The 20377-nt window shown below is 61.8% G+C and carries 14 protein-coding genes; 10 read left to right on the top strand and 4 right to left on the bottom strand.

The window, feature by feature from the left end:
* Window positions 1–22: 22 nt before the first annotated feature.
* The 3 genes from D3M59_RS10595 to D3M59_RS10585 form a co-directional block, all read right to left on the bottom strand.
* Window positions 23–403: a response regulator transcription factor gene (locus D3M59_RS10595; RefSeq protein WP_119533650.1), complete on the bottom strand. Its 381-nt coding sequence runs from the start codon at window positions 401–403 to the stop codon at window positions 23–25.
* 237 nt (window positions 404–640) lie between these two features.
* Window positions 641–1081: a hypothetical protein gene (locus D3M59_RS10590; RefSeq protein ID WP_119533649.1), complete on the bottom strand. Its 441-nt coding sequence runs from the start codon at window positions 1079–1081 to the stop codon at window positions 641–643.
* Between the two features lie 86 nt (window positions 1082–1167).
* Window positions 1168–1647, bottom strand: coding sequence for a peroxiredoxin (locus tag D3M59_RS10585; RefSeq protein WP_119533648.1), 480 nt, complete (start codon window positions 1645–1647; stop codon window positions 1168–1170).
* Window positions 1648–1745: 98 nt separating this feature from the next.
* On the opposite strand from D3M59_RS10585, the gene D3M59_RS10580 reads away from it, so the two are divergent.
* Window positions 1746–2306, top strand: a complete 561-nt coding sequence (locus D3M59_RS10580) for a YqgE/AlgH family protein (RefSeq protein ID WP_119533647.1) — start codon at window positions 1746–1748, stop codon at window positions 2304–2306.
* 1 nt (window position 2307) lies between these two features.
* On the opposite strand, the gene D3M59_RS10575 is transcribed toward D3M59_RS10580, so the two are convergent.
* The gene (locus D3M59_RS10575; protein WP_119533646.1) at window positions 2308–4101 is read right to left on the bottom strand and encodes a tetratricopeptide repeat-containing sulfotransferase family protein; all 1794 of its coding nucleotides are present in this window, start codon (window positions 4099–4101) and stop codon (window positions 2308–2310) included.
* A gap of 135 nt (window positions 4102–4236) precedes the next feature.
* Here D3M59_RS10575 and ahcY point away from each other — a divergent pair, with 135 nt between their 5' ends.
* The 9 genes from ahcY to addA all read left to right on the top strand — a co-directional run bounded on the left by ahcY (window position 4237) and on the right by addA (window position 20349).
* Entirely contained in the window at window positions 4237–5628 is a 1392-nt protein-coding gene (ahcY, locus tag D3M59_RS10570) for an adenosylhomocysteinase (protein ID WP_119533793.1), read from the top strand.
* Window positions 5629–5788: 160 nt separating this feature from the next.
* Window positions 5789–9136, top strand: coding sequence for a TonB-dependent receptor domain-containing protein (locus D3M59_RS10565; RefSeq protein ID WP_119533645.1), 3348 nt, complete (start codon window positions 5789–5791; stop codon window positions 9134–9136).
* A gap of 112 nt (window positions 9137–9248) precedes the next feature.
* Window positions 9249–11600, top strand: a complete 2352-nt coding sequence (locus D3M59_RS10560) for a sensor histidine kinase (RefSeq protein WP_119533644.1) — start codon at window positions 9249–9251, stop codon at window positions 11598–11600.
* Entirely contained in the window at window positions 11597–12034 is a 438-nt protein-coding gene (gene tsaE, locus D3M59_RS10555; RefSeq protein WP_119533643.1) for a tRNA (adenosine(37)-N6)-threonylcarbamoyltransferase complex ATPase subunit type 1 TsaE, read from the top strand. Before D3M59_RS10560 ends, tsaE begins: the two co-directional genes overlap by 4 nt.
* Complete coding sequence (locus D3M59_RS10550; protein ID WP_119533642.1) at window positions 12019–13023, top strand: aminoglycoside phosphotransferase family protein; 1005 nt, start codon at window positions 12019–12021, stop codon at window positions 13021–13023. The genes tsaE and D3M59_RS10550 overlap by 16 nt, the downstream gene beginning before the upstream one ends.
* Window positions 13020–13781, top strand: a complete 762-nt coding sequence (locus D3M59_RS10545; RefSeq protein WP_119533641.1) for a nucleotidyltransferase family protein — start codon at window positions 13020–13022, stop codon at window positions 13779–13781. The genes D3M59_RS10550 and D3M59_RS10545 overlap by 4 nt, the downstream gene beginning before the upstream one ends.
* On the top strand, window positions 13774–16713 hold the full coding sequence (addB, locus tag D3M59_RS10540; protein ID WP_119533640.1) for a double-strand break repair protein AddB: 2940 nt from the start codon (window positions 13774–13776) through the stop codon (window positions 16711–16713). The genes D3M59_RS10545 and addB overlap by 8 nt, the downstream gene beginning before the upstream one ends.
* Entirely contained in the window at window positions 16706–16957 is a 252-nt protein-coding gene (locus D3M59_RS12170; protein WP_199662504.1) for a hypothetical protein, read from the top strand. The genes addB and D3M59_RS12170 overlap by 8 nt, the downstream gene beginning before the upstream one ends.
* Window positions 16942–20349: a double-strand break repair helicase AddA gene (addA, locus tag D3M59_RS10530; protein ID WP_119533639.1), complete on the top strand. Its 3408-nt coding sequence runs from the start codon at window positions 16942–16944 to the stop codon at window positions 20347–20349. The genes D3M59_RS12170 and addA overlap by 16 nt, the downstream gene beginning before the upstream one ends.
* The last annotated feature ends 28 nt before the right edge of the window (window positions 20350–20377 follow it).

Below are 20377 nucleotides of genomic sequence, written 5' to 3'. Positions count from 1 at the left end.
GCCAGGCAAGCGAACCCGAGCCTCACTGGGCTGGACCAGTCAGTCGGATCAACCGCGCGACTAATTCTTCGGGAATAAAAGGCTTTGCGAGGAAGTCCGACGCTCCCAACTCAAGAGCTCCCACAATATCCTTCTCCTGCTTTCTCGCGGTCAGCATGATGACCGGCAGAGCTTTCAATGTTGGGTTTTCCCGGATCCGGCGCAGGACCTCGTAGCCGTCGATGAACGGCATCATTGCGTCGAGAACGACGGCCGATGGTGGCTTTGACTCCAGGAGTTGCATGGCCTCGCCGCCGTCACGGGCAGCCTGCACATCGAAACCCTTCGCGGCTAGTCGGAATTCGAGGAGTTCAAGCAAGAGGGGATCGTCATCGCAGACAAGAACGCGAACGGGGGTACTCATAACGGGACTTTCAGGATTGTCAGCAAGTCAGGCTATTTCAGTCCCTTATGTCGACTGTCCGACCGACGAAAGACGAATTAGGCGCTTACAGTCAAAGCGACCGTACACCGTGCCCATGGTGCATCAATGGAAATCAATACTCTCGGCTCTCGATGAAGGGACGGACAGATGAAGGAAGAGGCGATGCTCAACGAGCACCGCCTCTTGGGGAAGTCCGAGATTGCTTAAGGGAGTAGCTTAGTACGCGACCGCGCCGGCCTTCAGTTGGTCAGAGACCATCGGGTCAACCGGCTTATTGGTCTTCGCGCCGGTGTCCTTGAGGGTCAGCGCCTCTTCGGCAATTTCAGCCTGGGACTTCTCGGCATGGCCATCCAGCCGGCTCTTCACTCGCCCAGCGACGGACTTAGCCTTCACTTTCGCTTCGGCCAGGCCATCCTTCACACGGCCCGAGATATCGTCCGTCGTCTCTTTCAGGCTCCGGTTAGAGCGCGAGAAAAAGAATGCGCCAGCAGCAAGCGCGGCAACGGCCGTTACAGCGCTGGTTGCAATGGCGGCGCTAGCATAGGGACGGTCCCTGACCGTGCGGCCGGCGCGGGCTGCGACCGATTGCTTCTGTTTACGCGAACTCGTCCGGGTCGACCGGCTCGAGGTTGTAGAGCGCTTTTTCGTGGTAGCCATCGGGATACTCCTCACTGGATCGGTTGATCATCTGTGGGGAGTAACGCCCGGCACGGCATTTGGTCGCGCCGGGCGCCGTGTAAATCTTACAGCTGGCCGAGCATGGTCTCGGCGCTCGAGGCCGAGTACTCGCCCGGCGCTTCAACATTGACCTGCTCGACGACGCCATCGTTGACGATCATTGAGTAGCGCTGGCTACGCTTGCCCATTCCGAACTTCGAGGCGTCCATGGTCAGGCCAAGCGCTTCGGCAAACTCACCATTGCCGTCGGCCAGCATGGTGATCTCCTCGCTGCCCTGCTCCTTGTTCCAGGCACCCATCACGAAAGCATCGTTGACGCTCGTGGCAACAATCTCGTCGATCCCTTTGCCCTTCAGCTCAGCCGCCTTTTCGACGTAGCTGGGCAAGTGCCGAGCCGAGCAGGTCGGCGTATAGGCGCCCGGGACTGCAAACAGTGCAACGCGCTTTCCGGAGAAATAGTCGCCGCTCTTTACCGGAACGGGACCCTCGGGGGTGGCGAGGGTCAGCTGGACGTCGGGAAGGCGCTCGCCGGGCTGGATGGTCATCGAAATCTCTCCTGTGGATGGACAGGCCGGGAGATAGGAGCGGCTGATAGCCGCCACAAGACTTGTCGGAGCTAGGCAGCAGCGTCATTGTCAGGCCCATGGAAACGCCGCGCTTTCTTTCAGGCAAATTGCTCCTCGCCATGCCCGGCATCGGGGACCCTCGGTTCGAGCACGCGGTCATCGCGATGTGTGTCCATGATGAAAATGGAGCGGTTGGCATCGGCGTTGGGCACCAACGAGCCGGGATCAGCCTGCGAAGTCTTCTTGAACAACTCGACATCGATCCCGGACAGGCGCCTGACACTCCGGTCCTTCACGGCGGTCCTGTCGAGCCCGGCAGAGGCTTCGTGCTCCATAGCGATGACTGGGGCGGGCAGGACACGATTTCTGTCGATGGCATCGGTGCGCTGACCGGCACTATCGACGTTCTCAAAGCCATTGCGGAAGGGAAGGGGCCATCCCGCTATCTCGTTGCGCTAGGCTACGCCGGTTGGGGTGAGGGGCAACTCGACGAGGAAATGACGAGGCCAGGCTGGTTCACGGCTGCCGGCCGCCAGGACATCCTGTTCGATACGCCAACGGAAGAGCGATGGCAGGCTGGGTTCAAGGCCGAGGGCATTGATCCTAAGCTGCTCGATAGTGCCGCGGGCGCGGCCTAGCTTACCGCCCAGCCAGCTCGCCTAGTTCCTCGATCATCGGGCCAAGCCACTGGCGGTAAGGCTCAGCGGATCCAATCCCTTCCCGGTTCAACGGCTTCCTGACTTGCTCGCTGCTCGCAGTCGCCACGGCATCGGTCGCCAGGTGGAAATCAACGCATCGCGGATCAAACTGGAGCCCAAGGAACTCGAGCATCCTGCGGGTCTGGCCCTCGATGTCGTCCACGACGTCCTCGTATCGAACCTGGAGAATTCGTCCGGGGGCAATAGCCGCGAGAGTATCGAGCAGGCGGACATAGTCGCGATAGAAGCGAGCGATATGCCTCAGGTCGTTCGTGGCCGGGTATCGATCGGCAAACAGCATCTTGAAGTTGGCCCAGCAACAATCGAGTGCGTTACGCCGGACATCAATGATCTTGGCGCCAGGAAGGGCCATGAGGATAAGACCGGCGTGAATCCAATTGAGGTTGGCCTTGTCGATGTAATGCGGCTTGGTTGTTTTACGATAATCTCGCGATGCTTCGATGTAGCGCTGGCCGACCCAATGCAGGTTCTCGTCGGAGATCTCAGTGATCAGCGCCGCAAATTCATCCTTCATCGTTGTCCGGCGCCGGGCGATTTCAGCCAGCCGGTTGAGGATTGAGAGCTCACCAACACCTTCGATCTCGTCGTGACGCCCAAGAATGCGCTCAACAAGCGTCGTACCTGCTCGGGGCATTCCAAGAACGAATATGGGAGCAGGGTCCTTATAGCCTGCCTGGCTCCGCTGGCTGACGAGCCCGGGAGTTAGAACCTTGATCAATCCGGACACGGCCTGGCCGACCAGTTCAGGATCATAGGGCTGAGCTTCCAGGCGAATCTTTTTCCCCGCGATGAACTGCTGGGCAGCTCGCTCCAGATCGCCGGAGCGTTCCGCGATGATGCCGCTCGCGAGCCGCAAGTTGCCTTCGTCGAGAGTGCCGCCGCCAGCGCTAATCCCGCGCTCAATGGTCTCGGCATCTTCTTGGGCCAGGCCGTCACGGAAATAGTTGGCCAGGCTCCACCAGGCTGAACCATTATACTCGTCGAGGGCGATCGCGCGCCGGAATGCCCGGATGGCATCGGCCCGCCTTCCAACAATGCGGTAATGGTGACCAAGGTGCACCCAGTAACCCACGTTCTCGGGTTCGAGCGCGGTCAGCTTCTCGGAAATTTTCACCACTTCCTCGTGGTCGTTCACTTCTGCCCGAGAAGTCACGGCGAGGCGCAGGGCGGCCTGGTTATCGGGCTTCCGCTTCAATATCTCGTCCACGACCGCGATCGCATTTCGTGGCTTCACCTGACGTTCTACGCAGTGCGCGAGCAGCATCGACGCCCGAAGATAGCCTGGGGCTCGGCCCAGTACGGTTCGCAGTGCAGCTTCGGCTTCCTCCGTCCGCCACAGGCTCAGCAACGACTCAGCTGCTAAAGTTAGGGCTAGGAGGTCGTCTGGTTGTCGGTTCAACGCGGACTGCGCCTGGACAAGCGCATCGTTGCTTCGCCCGTCTGCTTCGGCCTCAGCGATGGCTTTGAGGCGTGGATCGGCGAACCCGGCCTCGATGGCCCCGAGCTCTGCACCTTCGGCCTCAGATTGATGACCCAGCTTCCGCAGGGCAGCCGCTGCAAGCCGAAACGCCCTTGGATCTTTTGCGGTGCGAACCAATGCTTCAGCCTGCTTGATGGCGGAAGCCGGATCCCGGTCAAGCAGCCGGTAGCCGTTCTGAAGGCCTTCTTCGTAGGATCCGGGGCGCGCTTGGGTGGTCGAAGGGGAAGTAGTCATTTGCGGGTACTTAGCGGAATCGCCCGCTCGGACAATGCGGGTGCGCCGCCGAATTGCGTTTGCGGGCGCGCAAGGGTAGGGGCGGCGCAACTTTCTATCCCTGGAGATTTTGCCGTGGCAACGACCGCCGACACCATGACCCGTGACTATGTGATCAAGGACATTTCCCTTGCTGATTTCGGCCGCAAGGAAATCGAGATCGCCGAGACGGAAATGCCCGGCCTCATGGCGCTTCGCGAGGAGTATGGTACGTCGCAGCCCCTGACGGGTGCCCGGATCACCGGTTCGCTCCACATGACGATCCAGACGGCCGTTTTGATCGAAACGCTGACCGCCCTTGGCGCGACCGTCCGCTGGGCGTCCTGCAATATCTTCTCGACCCAGGACCACGCGGCGGCCGCGATCGCAGCCACGGGTGTCCCGGTGTTCGCAGTGAAGGGTGAAACGCTCGAAGAGTACTGGGAATATGTCGTCCGCATCTTCGATTGGGGCCAGGACGAAACCTGCAACATGATCCTCGACGACGGCGGCGACGCCACCATGTTCGCCCTTTGGGGTGCGCGCGTCGAAGCCGGCGAAACGCTGTTCACGCCGCAGAACGAGGAAGAAGAAGTTTTCGTCGCGACGCTTAACCGCTTCCTGAAGGAGCGTCCGGGTTACCTCACGAAGACGGTTCAGAACATCAAGGGCGTCTCCGAAGAGACGACGACCGGTGTTCATCGACTTTATGAGCTTGCCAAGCAGGGCAAGCTTCCGTTCCCGGCGATCAACGTCAACGACAGCGTCACCAAGTCGAAGTTCGACAACCTCTATGGCTGTAAGGAAAGCCTCGTCGACGCGATCCGCCGCGGCACTGACGTGATGCTCGCCGGCAAGGTCGCTTGCGTTGCCGGTTTTGGCGACGTCGGCAAGGGCTCGGCAGCATCGCTTCGCAACGGTGGTGCTCGCGTTCTGGTGACCGAAGTCGATCCCATCTGCGCGCTCCAAGCCGCGATGGAAGGCTATGAGGTAGTCACGATGGAGGAGGCCGCGAAGCGCGCCGACATCTTCGTCACAGCGACCGGCAACATGGACGTCATCACGCTCGACCACATGCGCGAGATGAAGGACATGGCGATCGTTTGTAACATCGGTCACTTCGACAGCGAGATCCAGATCGGCGCGCTCAGCAACATGAAGTGGGTCGAGATCAAGCCGCAGGTCGATGAAGTCACGTTCCCGGACGGCAAGCGGCTGATCGTGCTGTCGAAGGGCCGCCTCGTGAACCTCGGCAACGCCACCGGCCACCCGAGCTTCGTCATGAGCAGCAGCTTCACCAACCAGACGCTGGCTCAGATCGAACTTTGGGCGAAGTCGGACCAGTACAAGAACGAGGTCTACGTTCTGCCTAAGCATCTCGACGAGAAGGTGGCTGCCCTTCACCTCGACAAGCTGGGCGTGAAACTGACCAAGCTCAGCGAGAAGCAGGCTGCTTATATCGGTGTGACGCCGCAGGGCCCGTTCAAGCCGGAGCATTATCGCTACTGATTGCAGGCGGTTACGGGATAACTGTCGGTTAAACGACTCTAAGTGTGACTAAAATGTAACGAGCGGCAGGAAAGACGGTTCAGTTTCCTGTTGCCACTCGACGAAGGCGATGTCGGCGCTAGTCTCCCCCCTTTCAGGGTTATCTCAAACGGGGTGAACAATGCGCCGCATTGCTGTACTTGCACTATCTACTGCGTCCGTGGGAGCCATCGCGCTCGCCGCGGCAACACCTGCCTTTGCTCAGGACGCGCCGGCTCCGGCGCCGGAGAATTGCGCGGCGATCACCGACGACGCTCAACGTCAGGCTTGCGCGGAAGCGGCCGAAACGGCTGCTCCGAATGCCAATGCCGGCGACCAGGCGACCGTGCCGTCGGGCACCCCTGCTTCGGCGGAAGGCACTCAGGGTTCGACCGGGACGATCGTCGTTACCGGTTCGCGTCTGCGCCGCGACGAGCGCAACAGCCCGGATCCCGTGACCATCATCGACCCCTCGATGGAGGCGCGTGAAGGCAAGTTCGACACCGCAGAGGTTCTGCAGTCCTCGCCGGTTGCGGCGGGTTCGACCCAGATCACCTCGGCCATTTCGTCCAACTTCGTCGTTAACGGTGGTGAAGGCGTCCAGACGATTTCGCTGCGTGGACTTGGCGCCAATCGCACGCTCGTGCTGCTGAACGGCCGTCGTGCCGGTCCGGCCGGCGTCCGCGGCGGCGTTTCGGCGTTCGACCTTAACGTTATTCCGGTCGATGCCATCCAGTCGGTTGACATCCTTAAGACGGGTGCGTCGTCGATCTACGGTTCGGACGCCGTTGCCGGCGTCGTCAACCTGATCACGAAGAAGGACCTTGAAGGCTTCCAGCTTCGTGGCTTCTCTTCGGTTCCGGAAAATTCGGGCGGCGAGCAGTACAGCATCTCGGGAACCTACGGGACCAAGCTTGGTGATCGCGGACACGCGATGATCGGCCTCAACTTCCATCGCCAGCGCGAGCTGGAGCGTGGCGATCGCGACTTCCTCGGCTGTGAGGAAGAATACGTCACCAACGCCGATGGCGATCGCGTTGATCCGGTCGACCCGCGTACGGGCGATCCCTATTGCGGGGCCTTCCCGACCGACCAGATCTTTATCGCCAACGTCGGCCTGATGAGCGGTAACAACCTGCGCGGTCCTTGCGTCCCCGCTATCCCGGGTACGCCAGCTGCCGGAATTTGCCCGGCTAACTTTACCCGCCGTGCGATCGGCGCCATTCAGTACAACCGTCCGGGCCAGAACCTGGACCAGTATCTGAGCACGCCGGGTCAAGTCGGATCCTTCTTTAATCCGACCAACGATACGCAGTTTACGGCGCCGACCGGGTTCTTCCCGGTAGGTTCGTTCACGGCAGACGGCCTCGCACTTGCCAACAACTTCGATAGTCGCGCCCTTGGTGACTCGGTTATTCCGGACACCAAGCGTTTCACTGTCTTTGCTGAAGCTGGCTATGAGCTCAGCGATCGCGTCGAGCTCTACTTCGAAGGGCTCTACAATCGTCGTAAGACGAAGACTGACGCCTCGCGGCAGCTGTTCTTCTACCAGTTCCCGGGTTCTGGCGACACGGTCTATTCCGAGGCCTTTGGTGCGTACTATCTGCCGTACTTCTTCTGCGACGGCACGACCTGCGATCCGAACGCGGTTGGCGATCCGCTGAATGCGGGCTTTGGCGGTGCGAACCTGCTGCAGCCAGTCATCTATGCACCGTTCAACTCCAGCACGGACGTCAAATACTATCGCGGCGTTGCTGGTCTGCGCGCGGACCTCGACAATGTCCTTTCCAACGGCTTCGTTGATTTCCACGTTCAGCACAGCCGCTCGGACGGCGACTATGCTCGTCAGGTCATCTTCCGGGATGCGATCGAATTCGGCGTTGCCGAGTTCCGCACGGACCTGTGCGAAGGCACGGTAACCGCGATCCGCGGCGTCCCCTGCATCGATATCAACTACACGGATCCGCGTGTTCTCGCCGGCAACTTCACGCCGGAAGAGCGCGCCTTCCTGTTCGGTTGGGACAAGGGCAACACGCTCTACAAGCAGACCAGCGCTGAAGTGACCGCCGGCGGCGATCTCTTCGAACTGCCTGCTGGTCCGGTGAAGGCGGCGCTCGGCCTGCACTTCCGTCGTGACTCGATCAATGACACGCCGGGTGAAGTCACGCTCAGCGACAACGTTTGGGGCAGCACGACTTCGGGCGTCACCGCTGGTCGTCAGATCACTAAGGAAGCATTCGGCGAAATCGAAATCCCGATCCTCGAGAATGCTCCGATCGCACGGTCGCTGACCTTCAGCGGCGCTGCTCGTGTCACCAACACGAATGCCAAGCGTGCGTTCGACGGCCAGGAAGACTCGGATAACGGAAACTGGACGTACAAGCTCGCCGGCAACTGGCAGGTCACCGATTGGCTGCGTTTCCGCGCAACCTACGGCACCTCGTTCCGCTCGCCGGCGCTGTTCGAACAGTTCCTCGCCAGCGAATCCGGCTTCCTTGGTCAGGGTCTCGATCCCTGCATCAACTACGGCCTGAAGGACAACGCGACGCTGGCGGCGAACTGCGCTTCGCTCGGCATTCCGGACAATTATGCCGGTGCCGGCAGCTCGTTCGAGACCTTCTCGGAAGGCGGCGTTGGCCTGCTCGATCCTGAAACGTCCAAGGCATTCACGCTGAGCGCGATCTTCACGCCGCAGTCGTGGTTCTGGGATGGCGGCCAGTTCAGCTTCACGGTCGACTACATTGACATCAACGTGAAGGATCAGGTTACCCAGCTCGGTGCCGGAAGCATCCTGGCAGGCTGCTATACGTCGGATAATTTCGAAAATGAGCCGCTTTGCGACCTCATCGTTCGTAAGCCCGATGCGCCGAACCAGTACAACATCGTAACGGTCACCGATCCGTACCTGAACATCGATCAGCAGCGGAACAAGAGCCTCGATTTCACGACCCGCTTCCGTCAGGACCTGGGTTCGCTGGGCTCGCTCTCGCTGCTCGCTCAGATGACCTATCAGCTGAAGGACAAGTACACCCTGTTCCAGGGCGTGTCCGACAGCTTCAACGGTGAAGTGGGCGATCCGAAGTGGGTCGGCGACATGAACCTGACGTGGCGCAAGGCTCCGTTCACGGTGACTTATGGCCTTCAGATCATTTCGAAGACCAACGACTTCGAAGATCTGGAAGATGTTGGCGGTGCCAACCTCAACGCCGACAACTGCCTGGCGACGGCCGCAGCCTACGCTCTGCGTGGCGGACCTTACTGCCCGGTCTACAAGCTGCCGCGCGTTGCCTACCACAGCCTGTCGGCGGAACTGGAAGTGAACAAGAACTTCAACTTCCTGCTCGGCGTGTCGAACATCTTCGACAAGAAGCCGCCGCGGGTGTCGACGGTCGGTACGCCGATCAGCGGCTTCGGTCAGGTTCCGCTGCTCGGCAGCTACTATGACTACTTCGGCCGTCGCTTCTTCGTGAGCGCACAGGCGAAGTTCTAAGCACATAAAAAACTAAACTTCTGGGGCGGGGTACCATCGGTATCCCGCCCCTTTTTCTTTGTTCAGGCGCGTCCTATGACGGACAGATGCTAGGCGGGGGTAGTAGGGTCAGATGGTAGGCGCGGACGCGGCTGCAGCCATCATCGTGATCGCCGCCTTGTGGGTCGCGCTGGCCTCGGCGCTGGCTATCCTCGCGGCCCGGCGCCTCAAGAGAGCCCAGTCGGTTCTCGGTGCTGCCCAATCCATGAAGGCGCTTCTGGATGTGGCGCCGGCTCGGGCCATCATGATCGAGCCAGACGGCAAGATCGACGTCGATAATCACCTGCTGCGAGATCTAGGTTTCTCGGTCCCGCCGAAGGTCCTCGGTGACCTTACGCGCGATGGGAAGGGATTTGACCGCGAGGGGTTAGAGGCCCTTTCCGCCGATTTTGTGAATGTCCGGTTGGGCGGGGAACATATCAGGCGCCAAATTAAGCTCGCCGATAGCGACCGTGTCATTGAGGTGCGTGCGTCGCTTGCGCCGGCCCCAGCCAAACCTGGGACAGTGCTGGCGTGGCTGTTCGACATCAGCGATGCCGATGCCGACCGATCCAAGCTGACCCGTCGGCTTCAGCAGACCGATGCTGCGCTCGATGCATTAACGCAGCTCATCGAAAGCGCGCCCTTTCCGATGTGGTACCGGGGGCCAGATCTCAGCCTCGGTCTCGTCAATTCCGCCTTCGTCGCGGCTGTCGAAGGCAGTGACGCGGCCGATGTGATCGAGCGCGGCACCGAGTTGATTGACGCAGTGGGGACCGAGAGCGCGAAGTCGGGTGCCCAGATCGCGCTTGATAGCGGCCGGCCCTATTCGCGCACCCAGCCGGCGACGATCGGCCAGGAGCGTCGCATGCTGAAGCTGGTCGATGTTCCGCTGCCCACGGGCGCGGTTGCCGGCTTTGCCATCGATATCCAGGACCTGGAAGATGCAAGGATCGATCTTGCGCGCAACCAGGAATCTCAGCGCGAACTCGCCGACCGGATGACGGCAGGTGCAGTCCAGTTCGACGGCGATCGAAACCTGGCCTTCTTCAACCAGCCGTTTGCGATCATGGCGCGCATCGATCCCGAATGGTTGTCCGAGCAGCCGGCATTCGAGCGGGTCCTCGAGAAGATGCGCGAGAGCGGCCGGATACCAGAAGTCCGGGATTTCCCCGCCTGGAAGGCCGAGCGGCGGGGCTGGTTCATCTCGCCTGAAGAAACGATCGAGGAAGACTGGATCCTCGCCAACGGCGACCATCTTCGCGTCCTGGCGCAGCCGCTTCCGGACGGGGGCTTACGACTAATCTTCGAAGATCGGACCGAGCAGGTCCGGCTCGCGTCGGCCCGTGACACGCTTCTTCGCGTCCGGACCGCAACGTTCGACAACCTCTTCGAGGTCATCAGCGTGTTTGCCTCCGATGGCCGGCTCTACCTCTGGAACCGGCGCTTCAGCGAGGTATGGGATCTCGACGAAAGCTGGCTTGCAGAGCACCCCCGGGTTGACGAACTCGTTCCGGCGATGGCCAAGCGCCTGGTCAATCCGACAGCCGCAGCCCAGGTCCGTGAAATGGTGCGCTCGACCACCAGCGGCCGCCAGTTGGGTACCGGCCGCGTCTCGCTGACCGATGGTCGACATTTCGACTTCGCGGCCGTGCCATTGCCCGACGGCAATGCGCTCTTCACGATGATCGACGTCACCGACTCCAGCCGCATTGAAGCGGCCCTTCGCGAGCGTGCGGCGGCGTTGGAAGAGGCCGACCGGGTCAAAACCGACTTCGTTGCCAACATGAGCTATGAGCTCCGGACGCCTCTGACCTCCATCGGCGGGTTCGCCGAGATGCTGGCCGCCGGTTACGCCGGTAAGCTGCCGCCAGCGGCCGCGGACTATGTTGCCGCCATTCTCGAATCTGCAGAGCGTCTGTCACGCCTCATCAATGATGTCCTCGATTTGACGCAGGGCGATACCAAGGGCGTCGATCTTGAGCGGGAGCGCGTCGACATCGCCGGTATGTGCCGGTCCGTTGCGGACGATATCAAAGGCAGGGCCACCGAGAAGGACCAGAAGCTAGCGCTGAAGCTGGAGCCTTCTGCAGGCAGCGTCATTGGCGATGCGCGCCGGCTGCGGGAAGCCGTCGAGCATATCTTGAGAAATGCAGTGACCTTTACGGATGAAGGCGGGGCCATCTCGCTGACGGCCGATGGTGATGAGCACATCGCCCGGATCATGATCACCGACAATGGAAGGGGCATTGCGGCAGAAGACCAGGAGAAGGTCTTCGCCCGGTTCCACCGAACCCAGTCGACGGTGCGCGGCGAGGCGGCGCTTGGGCTCGGCCTTCCGCTGACACGGCAATTCGTCGAAGCGCACGGGGGTACGATCGAGCTGAAGTCGCAGCTAGGTAAAGGCACAAGCGTAATCCTCACCTTGCCGAGAGCGCCGAAGTGATCCTCGACGATCAAGCAGCCACGGCGGCGTTCGGGGGCAAGATCGCTGCCCTGCTTCGCGCGGGCGACGTGGTCACACTGTCGGGTCCATTATCTGCGGGAAAAACCACGCTGGCGAGGGGTGTCCTCGAGGCTCTTGGTCACCATGGCGAGGTTCCGAGTCCGAGCTTTGCGATCGTCCAGCCTTACGAAGACCTCAGGGTACCGGTCTGGCATGTCGATCTCTATCGGATCGAAGGCCCATCCGAACTTGAGGAACTGGGCCTCGACGAAATTCGGTCCGATGGCGTCCTGATCGTCGAATGGCCCGAGCACGGCGGAAACGGTGCGTGGCCTGATGCACTCGCCCTGTCGCTGGAGCCCCGAGAAGACGGCAGTCGCGCCTTGACAGCGGTCGTACCCACGGCATGGGAAGGGCGATGGCCGCCAACATGATTCCGCCCGAACACGCGTCTCAATTCCTGGCACAGGCAGGGTGGGGCGACGCCGAAATTCAACCGCTCGCTGGGGACGCAAGCTTCCGTCGCTACTTCAGGGTGGTCGCAGAAAATCGCCGGGCAGTGCTCATGGACGCGCCGCCACCACATGAAGACCCACGACCCTTCGTCGCCATCGCTGAGTGGATCACAAGCATTGGCCTGGTCGCTCCGCGGATCCTCGCACGCGATATGGACCGGGGCCTGCTGCTGCTCGACGACTTCGGCGATGAGCGCATGCGTGAGGCCCTCGATGCTGCGCCGGACGCTGAAGCAGATCTTTATGAAACCGCGATCGATGTCCTGGTTCACCTTCACCAGCATCGGCCGATGGTCGGTCTTCCGCCGCACGGTCTTGAAGAGTGGATGACCGAGCTGGAATTGTTCCTCGACTGGTATGTGCCGGCAGTTGAGCATGGAACGGTTGATCGGGCGGGTTGGCAGGCCGCATGGCGCAAGGTTCTTGAGCCTGTGGCCAACGATGGTCTCGGCCCTGTGACGGTGCTGCGCGACTATCACGCCGAAAACGTGATGCTGCTGGATGGCGAGGGCGGAGTCCGCCGGTTCGGCTTGCTCGATTTCCAGGACGCGTTGGCAGGGCATCCCGCCTACGACGTGGTGTCGGTTCTGGAGGACGCCCGGCGCGACGTTTCTCCAGCGATCGAACGGAACATGATCGATCGCTACGTCAAGAAGACCGGGGCGGACGACAGGTTCGAGCAGGCTTATTGGGCGCTCGCAGCCCAGCGCAACACGCGCATTCTCGGGGTGTTCTGCCGCTTGTGGAAACGCGACGGTAAAGACCGCTACAAGGCCTTCCAGCCCAGGATGTGGGGTTTGCTTGAGCGAGACCTTGAGCATCCGTCGCTTGGACCCGTTCGCGCCTGGTTCGACGAGAACATTCCGGTTTCCGCACGAACAGCGGCTTGGCAGGTCGAACCGGCATGACCCGCAAAGCCCGTGCCTTGTCGCTGCGACCTGAAATTCCAGCCAAGGTGCCGGAAACGGCGATGGTCATGGCGGCAGGGCTTGGAAAGCGGATGCGCCCGCTGACGGCGACCCGGCCCAAGCCATTGGTGGAGGTCGCAGGCAAAGCGCTTCTCGATCATGTGCTCGATCGCCTGCGGGCTGCAGGCGTCAGCAAGCTCGTCGTCAACGTTCATTATCTCGCGGACTCCATCGAGGCGCATCTGAAATCCCGGGCCAGCGACTTCGACGTCAAGATCAGCGACGAGCGGGACCTGCTTTTGGAAACGGGCGGCGGCATGGTGCGCGCTGAGCCGCTGATCCAGTCCGACCCATTTCTCGTGGTCAACAGCGACAATTACTGGGTGGATGGCCCGGCCGATACGCTCAAGCTACTCGCGTCGCATTGGAGAGAGGGGGAGATGGATGCACTCCTTCTCCTCGTTCCCCATGCGCGAGCAGGTAACCACGGCGGTCAGGGCGATTTCCACATGTCGCCGGGCGGTAAGCTTTCAAGGCGCAAGAAAGGGTGCGTTGCGCCCTATGTCTTTACGGGCATCCAGATGGTGTCGAAGCGGCTGCTAAGAGACGCTCCGGAAGGTGCCTTCTCAACCAACATCTTCTGGGACCGGGCGATCGAGGAGGGCCGTTGCTACGGCGCCGTGCACCAGGGATTGTGGTTCGACGTCGGCTCTCCCGCTGCCATTCCTGCGACCGAGCTCGCTCTCCAGAATGCCTGATCTCGGGCTGTTTGATCGCCGGCAGGCCGGCGATCCGCTCGTTTACTCGATTCCAGCTCACAGAAGCTTTTCCGATGCGCTGGCGACCGGCCTCCTCGCGGCATTTGGCCGAGATCCGCTGGCGCTTGCGAAGGGGCGCATCCTTCTTCCCAACAACCGCGCGGTCCGCACCGTCACGGACGCATTTGTTCGCGCGAGCGGGACGGGCCTGGTTCTGCCGCGGCTGATTGCGATCGGCGATCCGGAAATCCAGGACCGTATTGGTGGAGCACTGGACCCGCTCGAACTTGCGAACACCATCCCGCCGGCGATCGATCCTCTTTCGCGCCAATTGCTGCTTGCCCGGCTCGTTCGCGAGAAGGGCGAAAGCGCCGCCGAAGCGATGAACCTTGCCGCAGAGCTCGGTCGGACGATGGACGCCCTCGCTGTCGAGGAGGTGCCGGTTGAAAGGCTCGCTGGGGCGGTGGCCGAGCACGGCGATCTTGCATCGCATTGGCTGCAGTCGATCGAGCGATTCCGAGCAATCCTCGATCGTTGGCCTGCGATCCTTGCCGAGCGCGGGTTCATCGACCTTACGGAGCGAAGAAGCCTGCTGCTCCACTCGCTGGCGAAGCGATGGGCGGCGACGCCGCCCGAAGGCTTCACGATTGCGGCCGGTATCGCCACGTCAGCGCCGGCGGTTGCTGTACTGCTGTCTGCGGTGTCGCGCATGGCCAATGGTGCCCTTGTTCTTCCTGCCTTGGCATCCGCACACGAAATGACGCCGGACGAATGGGCGGCGCTCGGTCCTGACGACCAGAAACGCGGAGAAGAAACCCATCCGCAGTTTCATCTGAAGAAGCTTCTCGACCGGATCGGCGTCGGCCGGGACGAGGTAAGAGACTGGCGGGGAGGGGGCAGGGCCGCATCTCCGGCCGCCCGTGGCCGAGCGGTCATCCATGCCATGGCCTCGCCCCGTTTCACGGACAAGTGGATGGACTTGCCGCCGCGCGAGCGCCGCTTAACGGGAATCCGGGTTGCCGAACTGCCGGATCCGGCAAGCGAAGCGCAGGCGATTGCCATTGCGCTTCGCGAGGCAATCGAGACGCCGGGGCGAACGGCGGCGCTCGTCACGCCGGATAGAAATCTGGCTTCTCGAGTATCCGGGCATTTGCAGCGCTGGGGCATTGAAGCCGACGACAGCGCCGGACTTCCATTATCGAAAACCCCTGCAGGAACGCTGGTTCTCGCCGTTGCCGCCGCGCTCGTCGAGGACCTTGCGCCTGTCCCGCTGCTTGCGCTTCTGAAGCATCCATTGGTGGGTGGAGAAGACGGCGCGCGCCAAGAGTGGCTCGAGCAGGTTCGGCAACTCGACATGGCCTTGCGCGGTCCTCGACCGGGCGCGGGCATAACCGGCATCGATCGGCATATTGCCCAGATGGATGAACGTCGCGGAGCGAATGTCTTGCGTGCCCGCGCAGCCTGGGCCTTGATCCGCGAACGCATTGCCTCACTCCAAGATTTGTCGCTTGGAAGCACGCTGGCCGACCATGCCGCACAGATCGCGGGAATCGTCTCGGACCTGAGTGGTGCGAGTGCATGGGCGGGACCAGACGGTCGCGCGGCCGCTGAACTTCTCGCTTCGCTCCAGGAATCCGCGGACGGGCGAGTTATGCGGCTAGAGCAGGGCGACACGGTTCCGCTTCTTCGAAAGCTCATGGATAGCATCCCCGTCCGGCGGCCCTATGGCGGACATCCAAGGATATTCATCTGGGGTTTGCTCGAAGCGCGTCTTCAACAAGCGGACTTGATGGTTCTTGGCGGGATGAACGAGGGCGTCTGGCCGGCTTTGCCTTCGCCTGATCCATGGCTTGCACCGCAAATCCGGCGCTCGCTCGGACTGCCCGGCCTGGATTTCCGAACCGGCCTTTCCGCCCACGACTTCATGAGCGCTCTGGGAGCGCCTCAAGTTCTCCTCACCAGGGCGAGGAGAGATGGACGCTCGCCTACCGTTGCATCGAGGCTCTGGCTTCGGCTCCAGGCAATGACCGGCGGAATGACACGAGACCAGCGGCTCGAGCGTTTTGCGCTTTCATTGGATCGATCGGAGAAGACTGAGCCTGCCAAGAGGCCGGCGCCGGTTCCGCCCGTAGCCGATCGACCTCGCCAGATCGCCGTTACCGATCTCGATCGACTGAATGCCGATCCGTTTGCCTTCTACGCGAAGGCGATCCTGAGGCTCCGCAAGAACGAGCCGATAGATGCCGAGCAGCATGCGGCCTGGAAGGGGACCGCAATCCACAAGGTGTTCGAACTTTGGTTCAAGGAGGATAGCTGCGATCCCGCAAAGCTAGCCGACAGGGCCAAGGCGATGCTTGGAGATGCGGCTATCCACCCGATGCTGCGAGCGCTCTGGGGACCTCGTCTCATGGAGGCCGTCGAGTGGGTGGCAGAGGAGATGGAAGAGGACCGGGAGAAGGGCAGGAGGCCAATTCTCGCGGAAACAAGAGGCGAAGCGGAAATCGGGGGTGTGCGGCTCTACGGTGTCGTGGACCGGATTGACCAGCTGCCTGACGGAAAGCTGGCCATCGTCGATTATAAGACCGGCCAGGCGCCGAAGCCCAAAGCCGTTGCCGAAGGTTTTGCGCTCCAGCTTGGCCTTTTATCGCTGATTGCTCGTGAAGGCGGGTTTGGCGATGTTAAGGGGGAAGCAGGCGTCCACGAATATTGGTCGCTTGCCAAAAAGGATGGTAGCTTAGGCTATCGTCGCTCGCCCGATGCGGACGAGGGCTCGGAGGCCTTTGTCGAACGGGCTTACGCACAATTCGAGGTCGCTGCGCAAAAGTGGCTGCTTGGCCTCGAGCCATTCCACGCCAAGCTTCATCCCGCTTACGCGCCGTACGAGGATTACGACCAGCTCATGAGGCTGGAGGAGTGGTATGGCCGTGAGTGAATTAATCCGGCTTTGGGCCGCCGCGCGTGGGTTTCTTGATCTTGGACGCGTAAAGAAGCGCGGCAACAATGGCGGCCGAGCCGATACCAACAGCAACGCCGGCTTTCACAAGCTTGCCACGCCGTTCGTCGTCACGCTTCGTATCGTCGCTCATTCGATCCTCGCATCTACTGGTTGTCCAAGTCCCTATGACGGCGGCGGGCCAATGAAAAGCACCAAGGAGCTGAAATGCGCCGGCGCCTGAAGCCATTTCACAGACTGGCTGGCGCGCAGGCGGCTGCATCCGATCCACTTGTCCACGCAGCTCTCTCCGCTTCAGCGGGCACCGGCAAGACGCACGTCCTGACCTCCCGCGTCCTGCGCCTGCTAGTCCGCGGAACCCAGCCATCGTCCATTCTTTGCCTAACCTTCACCAAGGCCGGCGCTGCCGAAATGGCCAACCGGTTAGGCGAGAGGCTCGCCCACTGGGTGCGCCTTCCTGACGCGCAGCTCGCGGCCGAACTTGAGGCGCTCGGGGAACGAGCTGGCCCGGAAGAAATACAGGAAGCGCGGCGCCTGTTTGCCAAGGTGCTGGAAGCTCCCGGAGGCGGTCTTCGCATCCAGACCATCCACAGCTTCGCACAATCGCTTCTTGCTTCGTTCCCGGCCGAGGCAGACCTGGCGCCGGGCTTTCGACCCATCGAAGGGCGGGCCGAGGCTGAACTTGCGCGTTCCACGCTGTCATCCCTGCTGGCTGACGCCGACGCCGCCCAGGATGCCGGGCTCATCTCGGATGTCTCCGCGCTCAGCCTGCGTCTCGGCGAAGCAGGCGCCGTGGAATATCTAATGAAGTGCGCCCGGGCTCACGAGGCCATGGAGGCGATCGGCGATTCCGCGGAGATCGAGCCTATCCTCCTTGGCATCATTGGGGTCGAGGGCGGCGATGCCGATGCGGAAATCCTGAAGCGCCTGCAGGACCAGGCGATCGATCAAGCAACTATCCAGCGCTTGCTGCTGGCGAACCAGGGATGGGGCACGAAGACCGGGCTTCAGGCTGCCGCCAACCTCGCCAATTTCCTCGGAGCGGCCCCCGAGGATCGCCGGGATATGCTCGAGAGCGTCGGCGCGCACCTGGTTACCGCCAAGGGCGAGCCTTGCAAGGCGAAGCAAAAGCAGGTCGACGCCGATCCCGACTATGAAAGCCTGCTCGCGAGCTTCGCGAACTGGCTGGTCGAGCTACGGACGCTCATATCTGCTGCAAAGGCAGCGCGGGTTCAGGCGGCGGCCTTGCGCGCCGGTCAACGTTTCGCGCGGGCTTATGTCCGGGCCAAGCGTGCCGCAGGGGTCGCTGACTTTGATGACCTGATTGCCTGGACCCGCCGGCTCTTTGCCAAGCCCGGGATGGGCGAATGGGTCCGGTACAAGCTCGACCAGCGCACCGATCACGTCCTCGTAGATGAAGCGCAGGACACCAATTCCGATCAATGGGCTATTGTTGACGCGCTCGCCGGGGAGTTCTTCTCTGGTAGCCCGGAGGCCGAAGACCGTTGGCGAACCTTGTTCATGGTGGGCGATTTCAAGCAGGCGATCTTCGGCTTCCAGGGCACCAACCCTCGCGAATATGAGCAGTTTCGGGGTCTGATCGCAGAGCGCGCGCATAGCCTCACCGTTTCGGCTCATGGCAGCGACATCCACGTTCGTGAATTTCGCGATCTTTCGATCGATGCGAGCTTTCGATCTTCACCTGCCGTCTTGAACGTCGTCGATGCCGTCATTGAAGACGTAGGGCATGCGGCGATGGGCTTGCCGTCGCCGCCCAACCGCCATGTGGCCCATAATGCTGACTGGCCGGGGAAGGTGGAGCTGTGGCCGCCATACGATCCTGTTGTCGAGGCAGCCGAAGCCGATGAGGGTGAAGAGGGGTGGATCGACGAGCCGACCCGTCTCTATGCCGACGCGCTCGCAAGGCAGGTACGACAGTGGCTTGCGGAAGCGCCCACGATGGCGTCGACGAAGCGGCCGCTGACTCCTGGCGATGTACTGATCCTGGTCCGCAGTCGGACCGAATTGGCCTCGCTCATCGTCGCTCGCCTCTATGCTCATGGGGTACCCGTCGCAGGCATCGACCGGCTTCATCTGCACAAGCCGCTGGCGGTCAAGGACCTCCTTGCTGCCATTAGTTTCGCGGTCCAGCCCCTCGACGATTTGAACCTCGCAAACGTGCTGGTGTCGCCACTGATCGGGTGGAGCCAGGAGCAGCTCTATGAGCTCGCCCAAGGTCGCAAGGGGGCCTTGTGGACGGAGTTGTCGCGCCGGCGGGATGAGAGTCCGCTGCACGCCGAGGCTCATGCCGTCTTTGCGGACTGGCTCTCGATGGCAGACTACGTAACTCCAGCCCGCTTCCTTGAGACAATCTTGTCCGGGCCGCTTGGCGGGCGCCAGAAGTTGCTGCGACGGCTTGGCGAAGCAGCCCGTGATCCCATCGAGGAACTGGTGGCAGCCGCCATTTCCTTCGAGCAGGAAGAAGTGCCGTCTTTGGACCGCTTCCTTGCCTGGTTTGGGCAGGGCGAGGTCGAAGTAAAGCGCGATCCTTCCGCGCCCTCGAACGCCGTTCGCGTGATGACCGTCCATGGCTCCAAGGGTCTTGAAGCGCCGCTCGTCGTTCTTGCCGACGCAACGCACGACCCGGCCAAGGTAGGGGGCACGTCCTCCACGATCGACATGCCGATTTCCGAGGTCGGAGCGGTACCGATCATCCGGCCAAGAAAAGACGAGAGCGCCCCCGTTTTTCGTGCTCTCATCGATGGTGCGTCCGACGCCGCGATGCAGGAACATTGGCGGCTCGCCTACGTGGGACTGACGCGCGCCGCTGAGCGCCTGGTCATTGCGGGCGTCAAACCCAAGCGGAGCATTCCCAGCGGCAGCTGGCATGCCACGACAGCAAGGGTCATGGAGGCGCTCGGGGCGAGTATAGAGGAAGAGGGCGAGTGGGGTGGCCGACTCGTCTGGGAGGGCGACAAGAAAGCGGCCGGCGCTCCGATGGCCGCCAAAGCGTCTCTCGGTCCCATTACCCTCCCTCAATGGATCAGGGAGCCCGCGCCGGTCGAAGCAAGGCCTCCACGCCCCCTGGCCCCCTCGCAGATCGCCGAGGACAAGGACGCCGCTCTTCCGCCCACGCCAGAAATGCGCGCTGCTGCCCGCCGCGGCACACTGCTTCACTCGCTCTTTGAACGGCTTCCGGCCGTCGAACAGCAGAACCGCAAACCGCTGGCGCTTGCATGGCTTGAAGCCAGTGGTGTGGCAGAAAGCGACCGCGAAGAGATTGCAGAGGCAGCATGTTCGGTCATCGGCGACCCACAATTTGCCGACGTCTTTTCAACCCAGTCGTTGGCCGAGGCGCCGATCGCCGCAACTTTGTCAGATGGTCGGGTGGTCGCCGGCACAGTCGATCGCATCTGTATTGGCGAGGACTTGGTAAAAGTGGTCGATTTCAAGACTGGAAGCCGCGTTCCCGCCGATGCTGCCAGCCTTCCAGCAGGGCACCGCGCGCAAATGGAGGCCTACGCCGAGGCGCTGTCCGTCATTTTTCCGGGTAGGCGAGTGGAAGCTGCCCTGCTGTACACGTCTGGCCCCAAGCTCATTGTGCTCGGCGGTTGAGCAGGCAGAAGTTCATCCCCATATGGTT

Origin of the sequence: Sphingomonas edaphi, from assembly GCF_003583725.1 — a bacterium.
In the GTDB taxonomy this organism is placed as follows: Bacteria; Pseudomonadota; Alphaproteobacteria; order Sphingomonadales; family Sphingomonadaceae; genus Sphingomicrobium; species Sphingomicrobium edaphi.
The sequence above is the reverse complement of the archived record's forward strand: the minus strand, read 5'-3'. Positions and strand labels throughout refer to the sequence as shown.

Excerpts from the sequence above, each read along its gene's own strand:
- D3M59_RS10545 (WP_119533641.1), top strand. The coding sequence starts at position 13,020 with ATGACCCGCAAAGCCCGTGCCTTGTCGCTGCGACCTGAAATTCCAGCC.
- D3M59_RS10575 (WP_119533646.1), bottom strand. The coding sequence starts at position 4,101 with ATGACTACTTCCCCTTCGACCACCCAAGCGCGCCCCGGATCCTACGAA.
- D3M59_RS10565 (WP_119533645.1), top strand. The coding sequence starts at position 5,789 with ATGCGCCGCATTGCTGTACTTGCACTATCTACTGCGTCCGTGGGAGCC.
- D3M59_RS10595 (WP_119533650.1), bottom strand. The coding sequence starts at position 403 with ATGAGTACCCCCGTTCGCGTTCTTGTCTGCGATGACGATCCCCTCTTG.
- D3M59_RS10585 (WP_119533648.1), bottom strand. The coding sequence starts at position 1,647 with ATGACCATCCAGCCCGGCGAGCGCCTTCCCGACGTCCAGCTGACCCTC.
- addB (WP_119533640.1), top strand. The coding sequence starts at position 13,774 with ATGCCTGATCTCGGGCTGTTTGATCGCCGGCAGGCCGGCGATCCGCTC.
- ahcY (WP_119533793.1), top strand. The coding sequence starts at position 4,237 with ATGACCCGTGACTATGTGATCAAGGACATTTCCCTTGCTGATTTCGGC.
- addA (WP_119533639.1), top strand. The coding sequence starts at position 16,942 with ATGCGCCGGCGCCTGAAGCCATTTCACAGACTGGCTGGCGCGCAGGCG.
- D3M59_RS10550 (WP_119533642.1), top strand. The coding sequence starts at position 12,019 with ATGGCCGCCAACATGATTCCGCCCGAACACGCGTCTCAATTCCTGGCA.
- D3M59_RS10590 (WP_119533649.1), bottom strand. The coding sequence starts at position 1,081 with ATGGCTACCACGAAAAAGCGCTCTACAACCTCGAGCCGGTCGACCCGG.
- D3M59_RS10580 (WP_119533647.1), top strand. The coding sequence starts at position 1,746 with ATGGAAACGCCGCGCTTTCTTTCAGGCAAATTGCTCCTCGCCATGCCC.
- D3M59_RS10560 (WP_119533644.1), top strand. The coding sequence starts at position 9,249 with ATGGTAGGCGCGGACGCGGCTGCAGCCATCATCGTGATCGCCGCCTTG.